The organism is Kocuria rhizophila, from assembly GCF_003667225.1.
In the GTDB taxonomy this organism is placed as follows: Bacteria; Actinomycetota; Actinomycetes; order Actinomycetales; family Micrococcaceae; genus Kocuria; species Kocuria rhizophila.
Map to the genome: position 1 here is coordinate 1 of NZ_RCOM01000020.1, position 20,037 is coordinate 20,037.

Below are 20,037 nucleotides of genomic sequence, written 5' to 3' on the forward strand. Positions count from 1 at the left end.
CTCCTGACATGTCGCACGGAATCGGTTATCGCTGGTAACCTTTCGTTCATTGTGAGACGCACCACAATCAACGGTGACGCCAGTCACGGCTCGGGGTGACCACTTCCGAGGGTGCAACGCACATTCCATGGGCACCACATCAGGAGGAAACGACATGGGCAAGTACACCTTCAAGGGCAAGGCCGCCGTCTCCGTCGCGGCGATCGCAGCACTCACTCTGACCGGCTGCGCCAGCGTGGGCGGCGGCGGGGACCAGGGTGGCGGTGAGAGCAGCGCGGCGGGCCAGGAGGGCGGCGTCGTGACCGTCGCGGAGACCAACGCGTTCTCCGGCGCCAACCCGAGCTACACCAAGACCAACCTGGACATCAACAACAAGATCGCCCAGATGACCCGTGAGGGCTTCTACACCGTGGACACGGAGCAGAAGATCCAGCCCAACGAGGGCTTCGGCACCTACAAGAAGATCTCGGACGACCCGCTCACGGTTGAGTACGAGCTCAAGGACCCGCAGTGGTCGGACGGCAACAAGATCGACAAGGCGGACCTGCTGCTCGAGTGGAGCATGCTCTCCGGCTACGCCAACGACTCCAGCGAGGACGGCAAGACCGGCAAGGACTACTTCTCGATCGCCGGCTCCACGGACATCCTGGGCACCACCGAGATGCCCACGTTCTCCGAGGACGGCAAAAAGATGACCCTCACGTGGGGCAAGCCCAACGCGGACTGGGAGATCGGCTTCGGCGGCGTGACCGAGCCCGCCCACGTGGTCGCCAAGAAGGCCGGCATGACCGAGGACGAGCTGCTCAAGGTGCTCGAGAACCAGAAGAAGGGCGATCCCAAGAAGCCCCAGAAGCAGCCGGAGCTGGAGAAGATCGGCAAGGCCTGGGACACCGCCTTCAACTTCACCTCCATGCCGGACGACAAGGACCTCCTGGTCTCCAGCGGCCCGTTCAAGATCGAGAACATCGTGGAGAACAACTCCGTCACGGTGAAGAAGAACGAGAACTACACGGGCGACATGCCCGGCAAGCTGGACGAGATCACGGTGCGCACCATCTCCGATCCCACCGCCCAGATCCAGGCGCTGCGCAACGGCGAAGTGGACATCATGCAGCCGGGCAACGTCAACAAGGACACCCTGGACCAGGTCCAGCAGATCGAGAACGTGAACGTGCAGAAGGGCGACCAGCTCGCGTACGACCACTTGGACCTGAACTTCGGCTCGGACGTTTTCAAGGACCAGAAGGTGCGCGAGGCGTTCCTGAAGACGATCCCTCGCCAGCAGATCGTGGACCAGCTCATCAAGCCGGTCAAGGACGACGCCTCCGTGCTGAACTCCCAGATGTACGTATCCAGCCAGAAGGACGAGTACGGCAAGGCCGTGGAGAAGAACGAGGCCGAGTCCATGTACGGGGAGGTGGACATCGAGGGCGCCAAGGAGCTGCTCGGCGGCAAGACGCCCACCGTGCGGATCCTCTACAACAACCAGAACCCCCAGCGCGTGGACACCTTCCAGCTCATCAAGGAGTCCGCGGAGAAGGCCGGCTTCAAGGTCTCGGACATGGGCGACCCCAACTGGTCCGAGAAGCTCGCGGACGGTGACTACGACGCCTCCCTGTTCGGCTGGGTCTCCCCGGGCGTGGGCACCGAGATGCTCTCGCAGATCTTCAAGACCGGCGGCGGTGGCAACTACACCAAGTACTCGAACAAGGACGTCGACAAGCTCGTGGACGAGGCCCGCACGAACCTGGACGAGAACTCGCGCGTGGACCAGATCGTGGACATCGACAAGCACACCTTCGAGGACGGGTACGGTCTGCCGCTGTTCCAGTCCGTGGGTTACGTGGCCACCTCGGACAAGATCGCCGGCGTGGACACCTACCAGCCCAACCAGACCGGTGTGTTCTGGAACGTCTCCGAGTGGAGCCGCAAGTAGGACTGCCGAGCTCCTGTTGACCGAGGCACTCCCCTCATGAGCACTGCGCGGGCGCGGATCTGCTGCGCCCGCGCAGTGTCGTGACCACCACTCGTACAGAGGCTGCGACATGATTTCTTACATTCTCAGACGGCTCGTCACCGCTGTCCTCATCCTGCTGGGCGCATCGTTCATCGTGTACCTCATGACGGCGGCGTCCGGAGACCCCCTGTGGGACCTCTACGGCAACCCCAACGCCCAGCAGCTGATCCCAGCGCGCGTGGAGGCCCTGAACCTGGACACCCCGCCCGTGCTGCGCTACTTCACGTGGCTCGGCGGCGCGGCCGGGTGCCTGGTGCCCTTCGCGGACACCTGCTCCCTGGGCGTGAGCCGGGACGGCCAGGAGGTCACGGACCTGCTGGCCTTCGCCATGACCCAGACCATCATGCTGGTCACGGTGGGCACCATCCTGGCCATCGTGGTGGGCATCACCCTGGGCATCGTCTCCGCCCTGCGCCAGTACTCCGGGCTGGACTACGGCATCACGTTCTTCACCTTCCTGTGCTTCTCCCTGCCGAGCTTCTGGCTCGCGGTGCTGCTCAAGGAGATCGTGGCCATCCAGTTCAACGACTTCCTGCAGGACCCCGTGATGTCCATGGGTACCATCGCGCTGATTTCGCTCGTGGCGGGAGCCATCTGGTTCCTCGTCTCGTTCGGGCAGATGCGCACCCGCCTGCTCATGGGCCTGCTCGGCTTCGCGGTGACCTTCGGGATCATCTACTTCGTGCTGGCCACCAACTGGCTCAACCACCCGTTCCTGGGCATCCCGCTGATCGCCCTCACGGGCATCCTGGTGGCGGTGATCGCCACCGTGCTGATCTCGGGGCTGCGCAACAAGCGCGCCCTCTACGCGGCACTGGGCACCGTGGTGGTGGGCCTGATCATCTACTTCCCGGTGCAGTACCTGTTCGCGGACGGCGGGCTGCTGACCGTGCTGCTCCTCACCGTGGTGATGATCGGCGTGGGTGTGGGAGCCGGCTTCCTGGCCGGTGGCTACGACCGCGGCCAGGGCGCACGGGTGGCCGGTGTCACCGGCTTCTTCGTGGCGCTGCTGATCGTCCTGGACCGGTTCATGCAGTCCTGGCCGGACTACGTGAACTCGAGCCACATCCGCGGCCGTCCGATCGCCACGGCCAACTCGGCCACCCCGGGCTTCACCGGTGACTTCTGGACCACCGGACTGGACCGGTTCACCCACCTGCTGCTGCCCACCATCTGCTTGACGCTGCTGGCGCTGGCCTCCTACTCCCGGTACTCCCGGGCCTCGATGCTCGAGATCATGGGCCAGGACTACATCCGCACGGCACGTGCCAAGGGTCTGTCCGAGCGCACCGTGGTCATGCGCCACGCCTTCCGCAACGCGCTGATCCCGCTGGCCACCCTGGTGGCCTTCGACATCGGCGGTCTGATCGGCGGCGCGATCATCACGGAAACCGTGTTCGCGTTCACCGGCATGGGACAGCTGTTCGTCCATGCTGTGCGCAACGTGGATCCCAACCCGGTGATGGGCGTCTTCCTCGTCACCGGCATCGTCGCCATGGTCTTCAACCTGATTGCCGACCTGGTGTACTCCGTACTCGACCCGCGCGTGAGGGTGAAATCATGAGCCAGCCCCAACCCATCGACATCCCGCAGACCGTGGAGCAGCATCCCGAGGCGGGTCAGAAGCCCCAGGACGTGCGCGGCAAGAGCCAGGGTCAGCTGGTGCGCGGACGCTTCTTCGGCAACACCGGCGCGGTCATCTCACTGGTGGTCCTGCTGTTCATCGTGCTGCTGTCCGTCACGTCCATCGGCATCGGTCCCATCCCGGGCTGGTGGAAGTGGGACCCGGACACCACGGGGCCCGTGGTGGACGGCGGCGAGCCCACCCTGAGCCTGCTGCCTCCGAGCATGGGGGAGCACCCCTTCGGTCAGGACAACCTGGGCCGCGACCTCTTCGCCATGGTCATGCAGGGCACGCAGTACTCGCTCATCGTGATGCTCGTGGTGGGCCTCATCACCGGCATCGTGGGCACCGTGATCGGCGGCCTGGCCGGGTACTTCCGCGGCTGGGTCGAGGCCGTGCTGATGCGCCTGACGGACGTCATCATCATCATCCCGCTGGTCATCATGGCCGCCCTGCTGGGCCGCATGGCCATCTCCTGGGTCCGCGCCCACGGCCTGCCGTCCTTCGCCACGGTCATCGCGCTGGGTCTGCTGATCGGCCTGGCGGCGTGGCCGGGCCTTGCCCGCCTGGTGCGCGGCGAGTTCCTGTCCCTGCGCGAGCGCGAGTTCGTGGACGCCGCCCGCCTCGCGGGGGCCTCCAGCGGCCGGATCATCTTCAAGCACATCCTGCCCAACACCGTGGGCGTGATCACCGTGAACATCACGCTGCTCATGTCCTCGGCCATCCTGCTGGAGACCTCGCTGTCCTACCTGGGTCTGGGCATCCAGGCCCCGGACTGGTCCCTGGGCCGGTTGATCAACGAGAACCAGACGGCGTTCGCCACCCGGCCGTGGCTGTTCTGGTGGCCGGGTGTGTTCATCGTGGCCATCGCGCTGACCATCAACTTCATCGGTGACGGTCTGCGTGACGCCTTCGACCCGCGCCAGCGCAAGTTCAACCCCAAGCGGGCCCGCGAGACGGGGGCCGGCCGTGCGGCAGCTCCCGCCGCGTCACCGCAGGCGGCGCAGTGACCCGCGTGCGCTCACACCGAGTACAGGACCACGCTCGCGGCGGTCAGCACCACGACCGTCGCGAGCGGGCCCGGTACGAGGCGGGTGGTGACGGGTTCGGGGTCGCCCTGCCGGGTGAAGACGTCCAGCTCGCCGGAGTCCACGCGACGCTGCCACTGGATGCGGACGCGATGGGCCGCGGCTCCGGAGGCGGTGGACGTCAAGTCACCCACGCGCACCGCCCCCTCGGGGCGGGCAATGGGGTGGTTGCGGTTCACGGCGTCGGCGTCGGAGCGGAATGCCGCCCCCGCACCAGCGGAGGGCAGCGCGAAGCTGGAGTACGAGCCCTGGTCCGTCACCACGGTCACCGCGAACCGGGTGCGCACGTCCACGATGCGCGCCCACGGGATGCCCACGGTGCGCGCGGGGTTGACCAGCCGCACCCCGCTCTCGTGGACTTCCAGCCGGGGTCGCCAGTACAGGGCGTGGGCGAGTGCCACCAGCGCGAGACCACCGCAGACCGCTCCCGCGTGCTGGGTGGCGGTGTGGCCCCAGCCGCCCACGAGCACCAGGACTCCCAGGACCACCAGGAATCCCGTCAGCCACGGCGTCGACGACGCGCGGAAGGTCTCGTGGTCAGGGGCGGGTCCGTCGCTTTCAGGCATGGCCACCATGCTAGGCAACGCGCGCGAGCCACGGCCGCGCGCCCAGTTCTCGACACGATGGAGCACACACGATGAGCACCTCGCACCAGCCCGACGGCATCCCCGAGGGCACCCCCGAGCCCCACGGCACCCCCGAGAACCCTGCGGCCTCCGGGCACGACGACGCCCGGGCCGCGGGCGCGCAGGCCGGACCGGCGGCGTCGTCCACCGGTGGCGCCGAGTCCACGCCCGGTGACGTCACCGCGGCAGAGCACAACGCACCCTGGAACGGCGCGCAGGCGGGGGACGGCCGTGTGGCGTCCCCGGACGCCGCCCCGGTCACGGGGGAGGGCGCGGCCGTGGCCGGTGCCACCGCGGTGGGTGCCGAGAAGAAGCGGGGCCGGCGTGCCCAGCGCAGCGAGCCCGCAACGCGGCGGAGCAGGGCCAGGACGACCGTGGCGCGCGGTGAGCCCGTGCTGAGCGTGCGCGGTCTGTCCGTGGACTTCGGCGTGGACCGGGAATGGGTTCCCGCGGCGGTCGACCTCACGTACGACGTGGCCGCGGGCGAGGTGCTCGCGATCGTGGGCGAGTCCGGCTCCGGAAAGTCCGCGAGCTCGATGTCCATGCTCGGGCTGCTGCCCTCCAACGCCCGCGTGAGCGGTTCCGCGAAGCTCGGTGGCACGGAGCTGATCGGACTGCGTGGCAGCGGGCTGCGGCGTGTGCGCGGCGAGGAGATCGCCGTGATCTTCCAGGAGCCCATGACCGCGCTGAACCCCGTGTACACGGTGGGGCAGCAGATCGTGGAGACCATCCGGCTGCACCGGGACCTCTCGCCGTCGGAGGCCACCGAGCGCGCGATGCAGATGCTGACCATGGTGGAGCTGCCGGATCCGGAGAAGGCCTTCCGCTCCTACCCGCACCAGCTCTCGGGCGGTCAGCGCCAGCGCGCGATGATCGCGCAGTCGCTGTCCTGCGATCCCAAGCTGCTGATCGCGGACGAGCCCACCACCGCCCTGGACGTGACCGTGCAGGCCGAGATCCTGGACCTCATCCGCAACCTCAAGGACCAGCTGGACTCCGCGGTCATCCTCATCACCCACGACATGGGCGTGGTGGCGGACCTCGCGGACAAGATCGCCGTGATGCAGAAGGGCGTGATCGTGGAGCAGGGCTCGGCGGAGCAGATCTTCAGCTCCCCCCAGCACCCCTACACGATCTCCCTGCTCGAGTCGGTGCCGCACCTGGGCGAGGGCGGCGAGTCGGACGAGTCCGTGGACCTGGCGGCGGTGCTCGAGCAGTCCATCGCATCCCCCACCGTCGTGGACCGCAGCACCGCGGAGGAAGCCTCCATGGACACCCTCGCGCAGCGGGTGGTCGCCCCGGTGCTGCAGCTCAAGGACGTGGCCATCGAGTACCCCAAGCAGGGGCGCAACCCCGCGTTCCGCGCGGTGGAAGGCGTGAGCATCACCGTGGCCTCGGGCGAGACCGTGGGTCTGGTGGGCGAGTCCGGTTCGGGCAAGACCACGATCGGCCGCGCGGCCGTGGGGCTGCTGCCCGTGGTCGAGGGCTCGCTGATCGTGGACGGCGTGGAGCTGGCCGGTGCGTCGCGCTCGACCCTCAACAAGGTGCGCAAGGACGTGGGCATGGTGTTCCAGGACCCGTCCTCGTCCCTGAACCCGCGCCTGCCGATCGGCGAGTCGATCGGTGAGCCCATGTACCTGGCCGGCGTGGCCAAGGGTGCGCAGCTGCAGACCAGGATCGAGCAGCTGCTGGACCAGGTGCGCCTGCCGCGCAACTACCGCAACCGCTACCCCCACGAGCTCTCGGGCGGCCAGAAGCAGCGCGTGGGCATCGCCCGGGCGCTGTCCCTCAAACCCAAGCTGCTCGTGGCGGACGAGCCCACGTCCGCGCTGGACGTGTCCGTGCAGGCCACGGTGCTGGACCTCTTCGAGGAGCTGCAGGCGGAGATGGGCTTCGCGTGCCTGTTCGTGACCCACGACCTCGCGGTCATCGACCGGCTGGCCAACCGGATCGTGGTCATGCAGCACGGGCACATCGTGGAGCAGGGCTCGCGTGAGGCCGTGCTGCGCCACCCGGAGCAGGAGTACACCAAGCGGCTGCTCGCGGCCGTCCCGGTGCCCTCGCCCGAGGCGCAGCGTGTGCGCCGCGAGCTGCGGCAGCAGATGGCCCACCACGTGTCCTGAGCACCGCAGATTCCCGCGGCCCGGTCCGTGCCCCCGGGGGTGGACCGGGCCGCGTCGTGCCGTGGCCCTGCCTGCCTGCTCGGCCGGCCCGGCGGGGGCCCGTGTGCACCGCGCCAGGACACCCATGCGGCTCCCTGCCGCGCCACCTAGACTGCCCAGCATGACTGACACCACACGTCTGACCGCCGTCCTCGACCGCCTGATCCGCGAGCGGGACTCCTTCCTGGTCTCCGCGCGAGCCCTCTCGCCAGAGCAGCTGCGCGGCCCGTCCGACTGCGAGGAGTGGGACCGCGCCCACGTGGTCGCCCACCTCGCGTCCAACTCCCGTGCCCTCGTGAACCTGGTGGACTGGGCCACCTCGGGGGAGCCCAAGCCCATCTACTCGTCGCGGCACGAGCGCAACCGTGAGACCGACGAGCTCGCGCAGCTGCCCCCGGAGCAGCTGCTGCGGACCTTCGTGGAGAACAGCCAGTACCTGGCCGAACAGTGCGAGCGGCTCAGCGGCCCCCTCGAGGTGGAGGAGCTGGACCTCAACGGCAAGACCGTTCCCTCCGTGGGGATTCCCACCGTGTGGATCTCGGAGCTCGTGCTGCACCACCAGGACCTGAACACCGGGTGGACCGTGGCGCAGGCGGAGCCCGAGTCCCAGCTCAACGCCCTGGAGGGCGCGGTCCGTGCCATGCGCGCCAAGGGCGCACCGGGCATGACCCTGCGCACCACCGAGCACGACGAGTGGATCCTCGGTGACGGCGGTCAGCTCGTGACCGGTGACCGGGTGGGCATGGTCATGTGGCTGGCCCGCGGCGACGCGCAGGGTGTCTCCTCCGAGGGACCGCTCCCGGAGCTGCCCGAGTGGTGAACCGCCCCCGGACCGGGTGCGCTCAGGAGAACAGCGTGAGCACGTAGACCGAGAACAGCACCAGGTGGGCCGCCCCGTGCACGGCCGTGACGCGGGGTGCTGCGAACGTGAGGATGGAGAGCAACAGGCTCAGCCCCAGCAGCATGAGGTTCACGGGGCTCTCGGCGAGCACCACGGGCTGGCCCGTGATCAGGCCGATGACGAGCACCGCCGGGATCGTCAGCCCCAGGGTGGAGACCAGCGCCCCGTGGCACAGGTTGCTGACCCGCTGCATCTGACCGGCCCGCGCCGCGCGCACCGAGGTGATGGACTCGGGCAGGAACACGATGGCGGCGATCAGCACCCCGGCCAGGGCGGGCGGGGCACCCAGCCGGCCCAGACCGTCGTCGAGCAGGGCGGCCATCTCGTGCGAGAGCAGCACCACCGGCAGGGCGGTCGCCACCAGGAGCGCGAGCCGCACAGCCACCTCGCCGCGCGGCCCCGTGGCGGAGCCCGTGCGGTCCGTCTCCCGCGCAGCCGCGACCGGCTCCGGGCGGAAGCGGCGGTCCACCTCCGTGAAGTCCGCCGCCTGCGCACCGGTCTGGCGGACCAGGAAGAACGCGTAGGTCCCGACGGTGAGCGCGACCACCGGGATCTGCTGCCAGGTGCGGTAGGCACCGTCCGTGCCGATGGCCGCGGGCAGCGCGAAGGCAAGCGCGCCCAGCACCGTGAGCAGGCTCAGGTAGACGGAGACCCCCGCGCGGTGGTGCTCCAGGTGGCCGTGCCGCAGTCCTCCCACCAGCAGGCACACGCCGATCACGAGGTTCAGGATGATCATGGACACGGCCATGACGGAGTCCCGGGCGATCGTGGAGTGCTCGCCCGGGCCGAGCATCACCGCGCAGATCAGCACCACTTCGATCACCACGATCGACAGGGTGAGCACCAGGGAGCCGTACGGGTCGCCCAGCCGGTCCGCGAGCCGCTCCGCCTGGTGCACCACCCCGCCCGCCGCCACGAGGATCACGCCCACGATCAGCACGAGAGCGGTGACCAGCCGCCCGGCGGGGACGGGCGGGGGCAGGAAATCCCCGAGGAGCTGCAGGACCAGGACGGCGCCCCACCCGGTGAGCAGGCGCGCAATGGCCGTGGGAGTCAGGACGTGGTGCAGGGTGGTCTTCACGAGGGACCTCGTTCCTCGGGCCCGCGTGGGCGGGCCCGGTCGCGGGGTCGTCCCCAGGTGGTGTCAGACAGTGCGGGGTACGGGTCGTCCCGTGTCCCGGCGTGCGAGTGCGCTCAGTCGCGCACGCCGAACAGCCACGGCTCGGCGCGGTCCGTGTGGGGGTCGTCGAAGTTCACGAACGTGCGGCCCTTGGCCTCCACGGCCTTGTACTCCTGCACGACTTCCAGGCTCAGGCGCTCGCGGTGCTCGACCTCCGCGATCACGGCCGAGGCGCCGGAGCGGTCGGGGAGGGTGGCCGGGTAGGCCAGTGCGGCCACCAGAGTGGTGGGCGCTTTCTCCCGGGCGGTGGCCCGCAGGGAGTCCAGGATCTCCTCGGGGGACAGGCCCTCGGGGTCCACGGAGTCGAGCTCGAACTCGCCGTCCTTGCCGCCCGTGACCAGGAAGGCCGGGAACGCGCCGAACTGGGAGACCTGGTCCTCCACGACCGCCTGCACGTGGCTCAGCGCGGTGTCCACCGACTCCACGGCGGAGTCCGAGACCCACTGCCGCCACGCGTTGTCGTGATCGGCCCGGGCGCGGGCGGCCTCCGCCTTGGTCATCCGGGACGTGCCCCGGGACGGCGTGGAGCGGCGTCGTGAAGAGTGTGCGGAGGACTGGGCCACGGAGGAGGACTCCTTAGGAAGACGGGGGTGTGCTCAGACCAGGGTAGGCGCTCGCTAGACTGGATCGGAACCGCTGAAGCCAATCCCAGGAGCATGCATGTCTGCGATCGATCGCGAACAGGTGGCGCACCTGGCGGAGCTGGCGCGGATCGAGATGACGGACGAGGAACTGGCCCGGGTGGCCGGGGAACTCGAACTCATCGTCTCGTCCGTGGCCTCCGTCAGCCAGGCCGCCGGACCCGACGTCCCCGCCACGAGCCACCCCCTGCCGCTGCAGAACGTCTTCCGCGAGGACGTGGTGGGTCAGACGCTCACCCAGGAGGAGGCCCTCCTGAACGCCCCGGACGGCCAGGACGGCAAGTTCCGTGTTCCCGCGATCCTGGACGGTGAGTGAGCATGAGCGAGCAGATCATCGAACTCTCCGCCGCCGAGCTGGCGGGCAGGCTCGCCGCCGGCGAGATCTCCTCCGTGGACGCCGTGCAGGCCCACCTGGACCAGATCGAGGCCACGGACGGCGCGGCGCTGGACGCCGAGGACCGCTCCCGCGGCACGGCCGGGCTGAACGCCTTCCTGCACCGCAACACCGAGGAGGCGCTGCGCGTTGCCCGTGAGGTGGACGAGGCCCGCGCCCGCGGCGAGGAGCTGCCCGAGCTGGCCGGTGTGCCGGTCGCGGTCAAGGACCTCATCGTCACGAAGGGCCAGCCCACCACAGCGGCCTCCCACATGCTCGAGGGCTTCATGAGCCCCTACGACGGCACCGTGACCCGCAAGCTGCGCGCGGCGCGGATGCCCATCCTGGGCAAGACCAACCTGGACGAGTTCGCCATGGGCTCCTCTACGGAGCACTCCGCGTTCGGCCCCACCCGCAACCCGTGGGACCTCACCAAGATCCCCGGCGGCTCCGGTGGCGGCTCGGCCGCGGCGGTCTCCGCGTTCCAGGCCCCGCTGGCCCTGGGCACGGACACCGGCGGCTCCATCCGCCAGCCCGCGGCCGTGACCGGCACCGTGGGCGTGAAGCCCACCTACGGCTCGGTGTCCCGCTACGGCGTGATCGCCATGGCGTCCTCGCTGGACCAGGTGGGCCCGTGCTCGCGCACGGTGCTCGACGCCGCCCTGCTGCACGAGGTCGTGGGCGGCCACGATCCCGCGGACTCCACCTCCCTCACCGATCCCGTGGGCGGCTACGCGCAGGCCGCGCGTGCCGGCGCCGCGGACGGCGGGCTCAAGGGCCTGCGCGTGGGCGTGGTCAAGCAGCTCACCGGAGCGGGCTTCCAGGCCGGTGTGCAGCAGCGCTTCGAGGAGTCCCTCGAGCTGCTGCGCGCGGCCGGTGCGGACATCGTGGAGGTGGAGACCCCCAACTTCCAGTACGCGCTGGGCGCCTACTACCTGATCATGTCCTCCGAGGTCTCCTCCAACCTGGCCAAGTACGACGGCGTCCGGTTCGGTCTGCGCGTCACGCCCGAGGGCACCCCGACCATCGAGAAGGTCATGGGCGCCTCGCGCGCCGCGGGCTTCGGGGACGAGGTCAAGCGCCGCATCATCCTGGGCACCTACGCCCTGTCCGCCGGGTACTACGACGCCTACTACGGCTCCGCCCAGCAGGTGCGCACGCTCGTGCAGCGTGACTTCGCCGCGGCGTTCGAGAAGGCCGACGTGCTGATCTCGCCCACCGCCCCCACCACCGCGTTCGACATCGGCGGGGTGGACGAGTCCGCGGACCCCATGCAGATGTACCTCAACGACATCGCCACGATCCCCACCAACCTGGCGGGCATTCCCGCGATCTCGCTGCCCGGTGGACTGGCACCCGAGGACGGGCTGCCCGTGGGCATCCAGTTCATGGCACCGGCCCGGGAGGACGCCCGCGTGTACCACGCCGGCGCCGGGCTGGAGCGGCTGCTCGCCGAGCAGTGGGGCGGCCCGCTGTGGCAGCACCGCGGGGACGTGGCCGGGACCGTTCGTGACTTTGCGGCCACCGCCGCGCAGGGAGGCAAGTGATGAGCCAGGACGTGCTGTCCTTCGAGGAGGCCCTCGAGCGCTTCGACCCCGTGCTGGGGTTCGAGGTGCACGTGGAGCTGAACACGAAGACCAAGATGTTCGACGCCGCGCCCAACGTGTTCGGGGACGAGCCCAACACCAACACCACCCCGGTGTCCCTGGGGCTGCCGGGTGTGCTGCCCGTGGTCAACGGCAAGGCCGTGGAGTCCGCGATCAAGCTGGGGCTCGCGCTGAACTGCTCGATCGCCGAGAAGTGCCACTTCGCCCGGAAGAACTACTTCTACCCGGACACGCCCAAGAACTTCCAGACCTCGCAGTTCGACGAGCCCATCGCGTTCGACGGGCACCTGGACCTCGAGCTGGAGGACGGCACCGAGTTCCGCGTGGAGATCGAGCGCGCTCACATGGAGGAGGACGCCGGGAAGCTGACCCACATGGGCGGTGACGCCGGGCGCATCCAGAACGCGCAGTACTCCCTGGTGGACTACAACCGCGCGGGTGTGCCGCTCATCGAGATCGTCACCAAGCCCATCGTGGGGGCGGGGGAGCGGGCTCCGGAGCTGGCGCGCGCCTACGTGGCGGCCATCCGCGAGATCGTGAAGAACCTGGGCATCTCGGACGCCCGCATGGAGCGCGGCAACGTGCGCTGCGACGCGAACGTGTCCCTGATGCCCAAGGGCGCCACGCAGTTCGGCACGCGCTCGGAGACCAAGAACGTGAACTCGCTGCGCGCCGTCGAGCGCACCGTGCGCTACGAGATCCAGCGCCACGCCGCGGTGCTCTCCGCCGGGGAGAAGGTCACGCAGGAGACCCGCTTCTGGCACGAGGACACCCGCTCCACCACGGCGGGCCGCCCCAAGTCGGACGCGGACGACTACCGCTACTTCCCCGAGCCGGACCTCGTGCCCGTGGTCACCACCGCGGAGTGGATCGAGGAGATCCGGGCCACGCTGCCCGAGCCGCCCGCCGAGCGCCGCAAGCGGCTCAAGGCGGACTGGGGCTACTCGGACGAGGAGTTCCGGGACGTCGTGAACGCCGGCGTGCTGGACGAAATCGAGCGCACGATTGCCGCGGGCGCCTCACCGGCCACCGCGCGCAAGTGGTGGATGGGCGAGATCGCGCGCCTCGCCAAGCAGCGCGAGGTCGAGATCGCGGAGCTGCCCGTGACCGCGGAGCACGTGGTGGAGCTGGACGGGCTGATCTCCGAGGGCAAGATCAACGACAAGCTCGCCAAGAAGGTCCTGGGCTTCGTGGTCGAGGGCGAGGGCACCCCGGCGGAGATCGTCGAGGCCCGCGGCCTGGCGGTCGTCTCCGACGACGGCGCGCTCTCCACCGCCGTGGACGACGCCATGGCGCAGATGCCGGACGTCGTGGAGAAGATCAAGGGCGGCAAGGTGCAGGCCGTGGGCGCCCTGATCGGCCCCGTCATGAAGGCCACGCGCGGTCAGGCGGATGCCGGTCGCGTGCGGCAGATCATCCTGGAGAAGCTCGGCGTGCAGGGCTGACGCTCTCGCGCTTCTGTCGGCCACGGCCCGGCTCCCCGAACGGGGAGCCGGGCCGTTGCGGTCTCGCGAGCGCCACACATCCTTGGCCTGCTGACCGGGGGTGGACCGCGCCGGTGGTGTGCGGTGCTCGGAGGCTGACCCAGAAATGCGCGGCCACCGGAACCGCCGGTGCGGGTGGGGCTCGGACACCGTCCGGACGGGCGCCCGATGGGGTCCTGGGTGCCCGGAGGTCAGCCCGTGCGGTCCTCGCTGAGCTCCCACTCGTGCAGCCCGTGCGCCACGGCGGAGTCCGTGCTCACGATCCCGTCGATGCGCTCGCGGATCGCCCGGTCCTCGGCCCGGGAGCGGCACACACCGGCGGGGGCGTCCGAGGCCACGGGGCACCATGCGTACGCCCCGCCCCGGGTGTTGGAGCTCGGAGCCCAGGCCAGGTCACTCACCCACCACTGCCCGTCTGCTCCGCGGGCGAACTGGAAGCGGGCCAGGAGGCCCTGGTTGTTGCTCTCGTTCGAGGGCGGTGCGGACTCGGTGACGTTGTTGCCCACTCCATAGACGATCCATGTGCCGCGGTGGTTCTCGATGGGCTGCACGCTGTGGGAGCCGTGTCCGTACACGGCGTCGAAGGCCCCGGACTCCGCGAGGGCGTGCGCGGTGCGCTGCTGGTAGGCGTCCGCGGTGTCCGTGTACTCCGTGATGGAGTGCATTGCGGCGACCACCACGTCTGCCCCCTGCTCGCGGGCCTTCTCCGCCTGCGCCACGGTGTGCGCCACGTCCTGGGCTGCGGTGTCCTCGCCCACGCGCGGGTCCGCGCCGTCCCGCAGGCGGTCGATCCGCCACGGGGTGTCCTGGGGCTTCTCGTTGAGACTTTTGGTTCCCGTGACGACCGCCATCCGCCCGGTGGGGGTGTCCACGATCATGGGCTGCCCGGCGTCCTGCTCGTTCGCGTAGGTCCCGGTGTGCTGCAGCCCGGCGGCATCCAGGGCGGAGACGGTGCGCTCCACTTCGGCCACCCCCTGATCTACCGCGTGGTTGCTCGCGGAGGTGCACGCGTCGTATCCCGCGTCCTTCGCGGCCCGCAGGATCTCCGGGGGCACTTTGAACTCCGGGTAGGCCGAGTACGGCCCACCGGCTTCTGCCACGGGGGTCTCGGCCTGGCACACGGCCACGTCCGCCTCGTCCAGGTAGGGCTTCTGCTGCGCGAACAGGGGAGCGAAGTCGAAGTTCTCGCCGCCGTGCGTGGCGGGGTCCACGGCGAACCGGCTCCACAGCCCCTCGTGGAGCAGCAGGTCACCGGAGACCGCCAGGCTCATGCAGGTGTCCTCCGGGCACTCGGGTCCCCTGCCGGGGCCGGTGGCCCGTGACGCGGTCTCCTCGGGGGTCGACGACGCCGCGGGGCCGCCGCTCTGCCCGGGGTCCGGGGCCGTCCGGGGCGCGGAGCACCCCGTCAGCAGGAGCGCCCCCGCGCAGAGCACCGCAACGCCGGTCCGCAGGACGAACCGCAGCGATGAACGGGGGCGGGAGAGGTCGGCCATCCGGCGATGCTATCGCGAACGCGGGTGACGGGGGCCACCCCTGAGAGGTCACGCACGGACACGACAGCATTTAGGTCATGCATATCTGACGAAATTGCCGTTTTGGCTTCCGTTTCGGCTCCTCAAGAGGTTAGGCTTCCCTAAGTTCTGAAGTCGAGTGAGCGGGGACGGTCGTGGATCGAAGCACCAGCGGGCGGCACCACGGGGTGGCCTGCGTGGCGGACCGCGCGGTGTCCCTGGCCCACCGGATGATGTCCGGTGCGGGGCAGGCCGCCGTGGTGGCGTACCGGATGCCCGGTCAGCCGGTGCTGACCTCCGTGGCGCACGGCCTCACGGCCAGCGGGGAGCTGGTGCTGGCCGCCACCGTGGACACCGCATCGGTGGGGCCGGAGCTGCTGGTCACGGGGGAGTCCCTGGACGTGCGGATGGACATCACCAAGGTGGCTCCCGAGCCGGGGGTCCGGATCGTCGCCGCCACCGCCCACATGCTGGCCCGCCTGGAGTGGCTGGACCCCCTGGACGCCGAGCTCCTGGTGGGCACCGGCGAGGTGCCGGAGCTGGTGGCCGCCGTGGCCGCGGCACCGCGCGGGATGCTCGCCGTCCTGGACGTGGAGCGGGTGCTGCTGCACGACGGCTCGGGCGTGACGCCCATCGGGTACGGCGCCCTGCTGGAGCACCACGGCAGCGGGTGCGCCGGGACCGCGCAGGAGATCGAGGCCGCGGGTTTCGACGTGGTGGTGGACGTGGACCGGCTGGACCTGGCCAGCGTGTGCGACGCCGCGGAGCAGGGCTGGGTGCCGTGCCACCTGCTCACCCGCAAGCCGTCCGAGGGTGGGTGCGCGCACACGGTCGAGCGCGACTTCGTGGTGGACGTGGACCTCACCGGGGTCACCATCCTGCGCCACGGGGCGCGGCTCACGAGCGTCTACTTCGTCCCGTTCGTCTCGGAGTGCACCGGAGCGGCGGATCTCACCGACAATCTGCGCGAGCTGCTGGGGGCGCGTGTCGCGGCCTGAGCCGCCAGCGGGTGCCGGCCCCGCAGCGCACGACGAAGACCGCGAGTCGGGTGACTCGCGGTCTTCGTCATGGGTGAGGGACCGGGCCGGACGCGGTGCACGTGCTCCGGAGGGTGGGCTGCGGTGCCCTCTGGAACGGCCCGGGAATCGCTGCGGTGGCCGATGGGCCGCCGCAGAGGGGCCTTACGCGGCCTCGTAGCTGCTGCAGTCCGCGTCCGCGGTGACCTCGATGGAGGACGCCGTGCACATCAGGTCCTTGTTGTGCGTGCACTCGAGGCGCTGGCACGCACCCACCTGGCCGTTGGCCGTGGGGAGGCCGCCGCGGGCGTCCAGGGAGATGAACGTGGTGCAGGACGCGGCGGCGCCCTGGCCGCCCACCGTGATGGCGGGGGCGGTGCAGCCGTTGTCGTTGAAGGCGCAGCCGGTGGCGGTGCAGGTGGAAACAGCGGTGAGAGTTGCCATGATCTTCTCCTTCTGGTGCGGGTGGGCGGTGCCCGTCCCGGTGGTCGTGAAAGAAGAGTATGGGCATTCCAAGAATTCGGCTAGTAAGCAAAACCTTAGGGTACGGCATTGTTTTCTAATACCGCCGTGGGTTGCCCCGGTGAATTCAGGCAGGACTCAGTGGATTAGGAAAACGCATTGTTTCTTAATCAGGTCAGCACCAGACCGGACAGGGAGTACGCCGCGAAACCCGCGATGAAACCGATCAGGAAGTTGCGCGAGGCCAGGTTCACCAGCACGGACACCGCCGCTGCGAGCACCAGACGGGACAGCTGCACTCCGGAATCCGCCTCCAGCAGCGTGTAGGCCACCAGGATGAGCATGAGTCCCGCAGGAAGCAGCGCGGACAATTCCTGCAGGTCCTCGCGGTCGCGGTATCTGTGCGCCAGCTGCACGGGAATGAATCGCAGCGCAAAGGTGACGGCGGCGCACACTGCGATGGCGGCGAGCATCTCACACCCCGCTCTCGGGGATGGGTACACCGTGGCCGGAGCGCGGTCTCTTCACCATGAGCACGCACAGCAGGGCGTAGCAGAGCATGGCGCCGAGCAGGAACAGGTCGCGGGGCAGCAGCAGACCCACGCCGATGGAGACGAGGGCGGCCGCCAGGATCCTGGTCCGCTGCGCGGCCGCGGTGATGGCACCCACGAACAGCAGGGAGAAGAGTCCGGTGAGGGCGAAGTCGAATCCGTCCCACGAGGCGGGGATGAGCCCGCCGGCCACAGCGCCCACGGCCGCGCCGAGCACCCAGTAGAGGTGGGAGACGCCCTGGATCAGCATCAGCTCGCGCTCGGTGGTGGGGCGCACGCCGCTGGTGATGAGCGCGTAGGCCTCGTCGGTCAGCGCGTAGGGGCCGTAGAACCTGGCGAACGGTGTGCGCAGCAGGTGTGTGGGGTAGGAGAAGCCGTAGAACACGTGGCGGGCGTTGACCAGCAGGGTGGTCACGGCGATCTGTGCGAGTCCGGCACCGGCGGCCACGAGGCCCACGAGCAGGAACTCGATGGACCCGGCGAAGACCACCAGGGCGGTGAGGGGAGCGAGGTGGGGCGCGAAACCCAGGGACACCGAGTAGGCGCCGAAGGCCATGCCCAGGGGCAGGTACCCCATGGCCACGGGCACGGTGACCCGCAGGGCCCAGGCGAGGCTGCCCTTCTCGGAGGTCATGCGGGCACTCCTTGCTGCCGACCGGTGGGGATCCTGGGTCACGGTAGCGCGGACGGCGCCCTGTCACGGCCCCGGGGTGGCCGAGGCCGTCTGTAATGTACGACACATGACTTCCGGTTACTCGATTCCCGAACAGCTCGTGGCCGTTCCTCGACTCAGCGGTCTGGCCGCCCACCGCGCGGGACCCGTGGTGGCCCTGCGGCAGGAGCTCTCCTCCGACGCCAAGCGCTACGTGAAGCACGCGTGGGCCGTGCCCCGTCACGGTGAGCCGGTGCAGCTCACCCACGGGGACCACGGAGTCCAGGAGGTCCGCCCCACGTCCTCGGGCTCCGTGTGGTTCACCTCTGACCGGCCCGTGGCCGGTGACGACGCCAAGCGCACCCGGCTGTGGCTGCTCCCCGAGCACGGCGAGGCACGCATGGTCCTGGACGCCCCGGAGGGGGTGTCGAACCTCGAGCTCGGCGGTGACCGGCTGTTCTTCGTCTCCGGCCTGTACCCCGCGGCACGGGGTGCCCAGGACGAGTTCGCGCGCAACCGCGAGATCCACGACCGCCGCGACGAGACGGGGGTCAGTGGCATCCTCTACGACAGCGCGCCCATGCGCTTCTGGGACCACGACCTCCCCGCTGCGCAGGACGCGCTGTGGTTCCTGGACACCGCCGCCGTGGCGGGCGGCGTCGACCCCGTGGCGGCCGTGCGGCGGGTGGAGCTGCCCGAGGGTCGGCTGGGCCAGTACACCGTGGCCCCGGACGGCACGTGGGTGCTCGCCACGGTCTCCACCCTGCTGCCGGAGGGCACGCAGCGCTCGCAGCTGTGGCGGCTGCCGGTGGCCGCCGAGCACGGGGAGGAGGCGGTCCTGCTGCACGACACCGACGAGGCGGAGATGTGGGCTCCCGCCGAGATCAGCCCCGACGGCACCCGGGCGCTGCTCGGGCGCCAGCTGCTGTGGCGCGAGGGCGTGAGCATGGCCGTGTCCGTGTGGGTGCACGACCTCGCGAGCGGCGAGGAGACCGAGGTGGTCCCCGCGGACGAGCACTGGGCGCAGGACCCGCACTGGGTGGACGACGAGACCTTCGTGTGCACCGCCGACCACCGCGGCCGCGGCATCGTGCTGCGCGTTCGCTGCCCCCGGGGCGGCGCGAGCACGGTAGAGACGGCCGCGGGTGGCCCGGACCAGGACGAGACCTACTCCTCGGTGCAGGTCGCGGGCGACGAGCTGGTGGGACTGCGCGCGAGCTACGCCCACCCCTTCGAGCTCGTCCGGTGGCCGGCGACGGCTGCGGCCGGCTCGGCCGAGTCGGCGCCCGTGGCGGGCCTCGTCCCTGACCACGAGGTCCCCGGCCGCCTGGAGGAGGTCACCACCACGGCGGAGGACGGCACGGAGATCCGGGCGTGGCTCGCTCTGCCCCGCACGGAGGACGACGCCGCACGGCACCCGCTGCTCGTGTCCGTCCACGGTGGGCCGTGGGGCTCCAACAACCAGTGGAGCTGGCGCTGGAACCCGTGGCCGTTCGTGGCCCAGGGCTACGCGGTGCTGCTGCCGGACCCGGCGATCTCCACGGGCTACGGCCAGACGATGATCGACCGCGGTCAGCAGGAACTGGGTGGCGCGCCGTTCACGGACGTCATGGCCCTGACCGAGGCCGCCACCGAACGCCCCGACATCGACCCCGAGCGGCAGGCCCTGATGGGCGGGTCCTACGGCGGGTACATGGCCAACTGGGTGGCAACCCACACGGGGGACCGGTTCCGGTGCATCGTCACGCACGCGTCCCTGTGGAACCTGGACACCATGGGCGCCACCACCGACAACACCCTGTGGCGCGAGGCCATGGGGCCCTCCCAGGCGGGCACCTACTCCCCGCACCGGTTCGCGGAGGACATCGAGGTGCCGCTGCTGGTGATCCACGGGGACAGGGACTACCGCGTGCCCATCTCCCAGGGCATCGAGCTGTGGGCGGACCTGCAGCAGCGCACCGCGGTGGAGGGGCACCGCTTCCTGTACTACCCGGACGAGGGGCACTGGATCCTCAAGCCGGCCAACGCGCGCACGTGGTACGAGACCGTGCTCGCGTTCGTGGGTGAGCACGTGCTGGGGCAGGAGCAGGAGCGGCCCGAGCTGCTGGGCTGAGCGGAGAGATCCGTCACGCGTGTGCGGGT

General features: G+C 70.1%; 17 protein-coding genes. 10 read left to right on the forward strand and 7 right to left on the reverse strand.

Annotated features, from left to right (window positions below; genetic code table 11):
* Positions 1 to 154: 154 nt before the first annotated feature.
* From D9R02_RS04740 to D9R02_RS04750, 3 genes are all read left to right on the forward strand, one after another.
* Positions 155 to 1,936 (forward strand): ABC transporter family substrate-binding protein, encoded by a 1,782-nt coding sequence (locus D9R02_RS04740; protein WP_019309501.1) that lies wholly within the window; start codon positions 155 to 157, stop codon positions 1,934 to 1,936.
* Between the two features lie 109 nt (positions 1,937 to 2,045).
* Complete coding sequence (locus tag D9R02_RS04745; protein ID WP_019309500.1) at positions 2,046 to 3,581, forward strand: ABC transporter permease; 1,536 nt, start codon at positions 2,046 to 2,048, stop codon at positions 3,579 to 3,581.
* Complete coding sequence (locus D9R02_RS04750; protein WP_019309499.1) at positions 3,578 to 4,651, forward strand: ABC transporter permease; 1,074 nt, start codon at positions 3,578 to 3,580, stop codon at positions 4,649 to 4,651. The genes D9R02_RS04745 and D9R02_RS04750 overlap by 4 nt, the downstream gene beginning before the upstream one ends.
* An 11-nt stretch (positions 4,652 to 4,662) precedes the next feature.
* Here the strand turns inward: D9R02_RS04750 and D9R02_RS04755 are convergent, their stop codons facing one another.
* Positions 4,663 to 5,295 (reverse strand): PH domain-containing protein, encoded by a 633-nt coding sequence (locus D9R02_RS04755; RefSeq protein ID WP_019309498.1) that lies wholly within the window; start codon positions 5,293 to 5,295, stop codon positions 4,663 to 4,665.
* A gap of 71 nt (positions 5,296 to 5,366) precedes the next feature.
* On the opposite strand from D9R02_RS04755, the gene D9R02_RS04760 reads away from it, so the two are divergent.
* Positions 5,367 to 7,478 (forward strand): ABC transporter ATP-binding protein, encoded by a 2,112-nt coding sequence (locus D9R02_RS04760; protein ID WP_019309497.1) that lies wholly within the window; start codon positions 5,367 to 5,369, stop codon positions 7,476 to 7,478.
* 160 nt (positions 7,479 to 7,638) lie between these two features.
* Complete coding sequence (locus D9R02_RS04765) at positions 7,639 to 8,337, forward strand: maleylpyruvate isomerase family mycothiol-dependent enzyme (RefSeq protein ID WP_047978053.1); 699 nt, start codon at positions 7,639 to 7,641, stop codon at positions 8,335 to 8,337.
* A gap of 22 nt (positions 8,338 to 8,359) precedes the next feature.
* Here the strand turns inward: D9R02_RS04765 and D9R02_RS04770 are convergent, their stop codons facing one another.
* Entirely contained in the window at positions 8,360 to 9,499 is a 1,140-nt protein-coding gene (locus tag D9R02_RS04770) for a calcium:cation antiporter (protein ID WP_019309495.1), read from the reverse strand.
* 113 nt (positions 9,500 to 9,612) lie between these two features.
* A complete protein-coding gene (locus D9R02_RS04775) occupies positions 9,613 to 10,161 on the reverse strand; it encodes a hypothetical protein (RefSeq protein ID WP_235586675.1) in 549 nt (182 codons plus the stop codon).
* A gap of 97 nt (positions 10,162 to 10,258) precedes the next feature.
* On the opposite strand from D9R02_RS04775, the gene gatC reads away from it, so the two are divergent.
* Genes gatC through gatB form a run of 3 tightly spaced genes read left to right on the forward strand, consistent with a single transcriptional unit; the run spans position 10,259 to position 13,664 of the window.
* Complete coding sequence (gene gatC, locus D9R02_RS04780) at positions 10,259 to 10,555, forward strand: Asp-tRNA(Asn)/Glu-tRNA(Gln) amidotransferase subunit GatC (protein WP_019309493.1); 297 nt, start codon at positions 10,259 to 10,261, stop codon at positions 10,553 to 10,555.
* Positions 10,556 to 10,557: 2 nt separating this feature from the next.
* Entirely contained in the window at positions 10,558 to 12,159 is a 1,602-nt protein-coding gene (gene gatA, locus D9R02_RS04785) for an Asp-tRNA(Asn)/Glu-tRNA(Gln) amidotransferase subunit GatA (RefSeq protein ID WP_223110653.1), read from the forward strand.
* Positions 12,159 to 13,664: an Asp-tRNA(Asn)/Glu-tRNA(Gln) amidotransferase subunit GatB gene (gatB, locus tag D9R02_RS04790; RefSeq protein WP_047978052.1), complete on the forward strand. Its 1,506-nt coding sequence runs from the start codon at positions 12,159 to 12,161 to the stop codon at positions 13,662 to 13,664. The genes gatA and gatB overlap by 1 nt, the downstream gene beginning before the upstream one ends.
* 230 nt (positions 13,665 to 13,894) lie before the next feature.
* Here gatB and D9R02_RS04795 read toward each other — a convergent pair whose 3' ends face one another.
* Positions 13,895 to 15,196, reverse strand: coding sequence for a CapA family protein (locus D9R02_RS04795; RefSeq protein WP_047978051.1), 1,302 nt, complete (start codon positions 15,194 to 15,196; stop codon positions 13,895 to 13,897).
* Positions 15,197 to 15,369: 173 nt separating this feature from the next.
* On the opposite strand from D9R02_RS04795, the gene D9R02_RS04800 reads away from it, so the two are divergent.
* Positions 15,370 to 16,212, forward strand: coding sequence for a hypothetical protein (locus D9R02_RS04800; protein WP_223110659.1), 843 nt, complete (start codon positions 15,370 to 15,372; stop codon positions 16,210 to 16,212).
* A 183-nt stretch (positions 16,213 to 16,395) separates the two neighbouring features.
* Here D9R02_RS04800 and D9R02_RS04805 read toward each other — a convergent pair whose 3' ends face one another.
* From D9R02_RS04805 to D9R02_RS04815, 3 genes are all read right to left on the reverse strand, one after another.
* Positions 16,396 to 16,674 (reverse strand): DUF1540 domain-containing protein, encoded by a 279-nt coding sequence (locus D9R02_RS04805; protein ID WP_047978049.1) that lies wholly within the window; start codon positions 16,672 to 16,674, stop codon positions 16,396 to 16,398.
* A 188-nt stretch (positions 16,675 to 16,862) separates the two neighbouring features.
* The gene (locus tag D9R02_RS04810; protein ID WP_019309487.1) at positions 16,863 to 17,165 is read right to left on the reverse strand and encodes an AzlD domain-containing protein; all 303 of its coding nucleotides are present in this window, start codon (positions 17,163 to 17,165) and stop codon (positions 16,863 to 16,865) included.
* A gap of 1 nt (position 17,166) precedes the next feature.
* Positions 17,167 to 17,877, reverse strand: a complete 711-nt coding sequence (locus D9R02_RS04815; RefSeq protein ID WP_047978048.1) for an AzlC family ABC transporter permease — start codon at positions 17,875 to 17,877, stop codon at positions 17,167 to 17,169.
* A 106-nt stretch (positions 17,878 to 17,983) separates the two neighbouring features.
* On the opposite strand from D9R02_RS04815, the gene D9R02_RS04820 reads away from it, so the two are divergent.
* Complete coding sequence (locus D9R02_RS04820) at positions 17,984 to 20,008, forward strand: S9 family peptidase (protein ID WP_121566451.1); 2,025 nt, start codon at positions 17,984 to 17,986, stop codon at positions 20,006 to 20,008.
* Positions 20,009 to 20,037 lie beyond the last annotated feature (29 nt).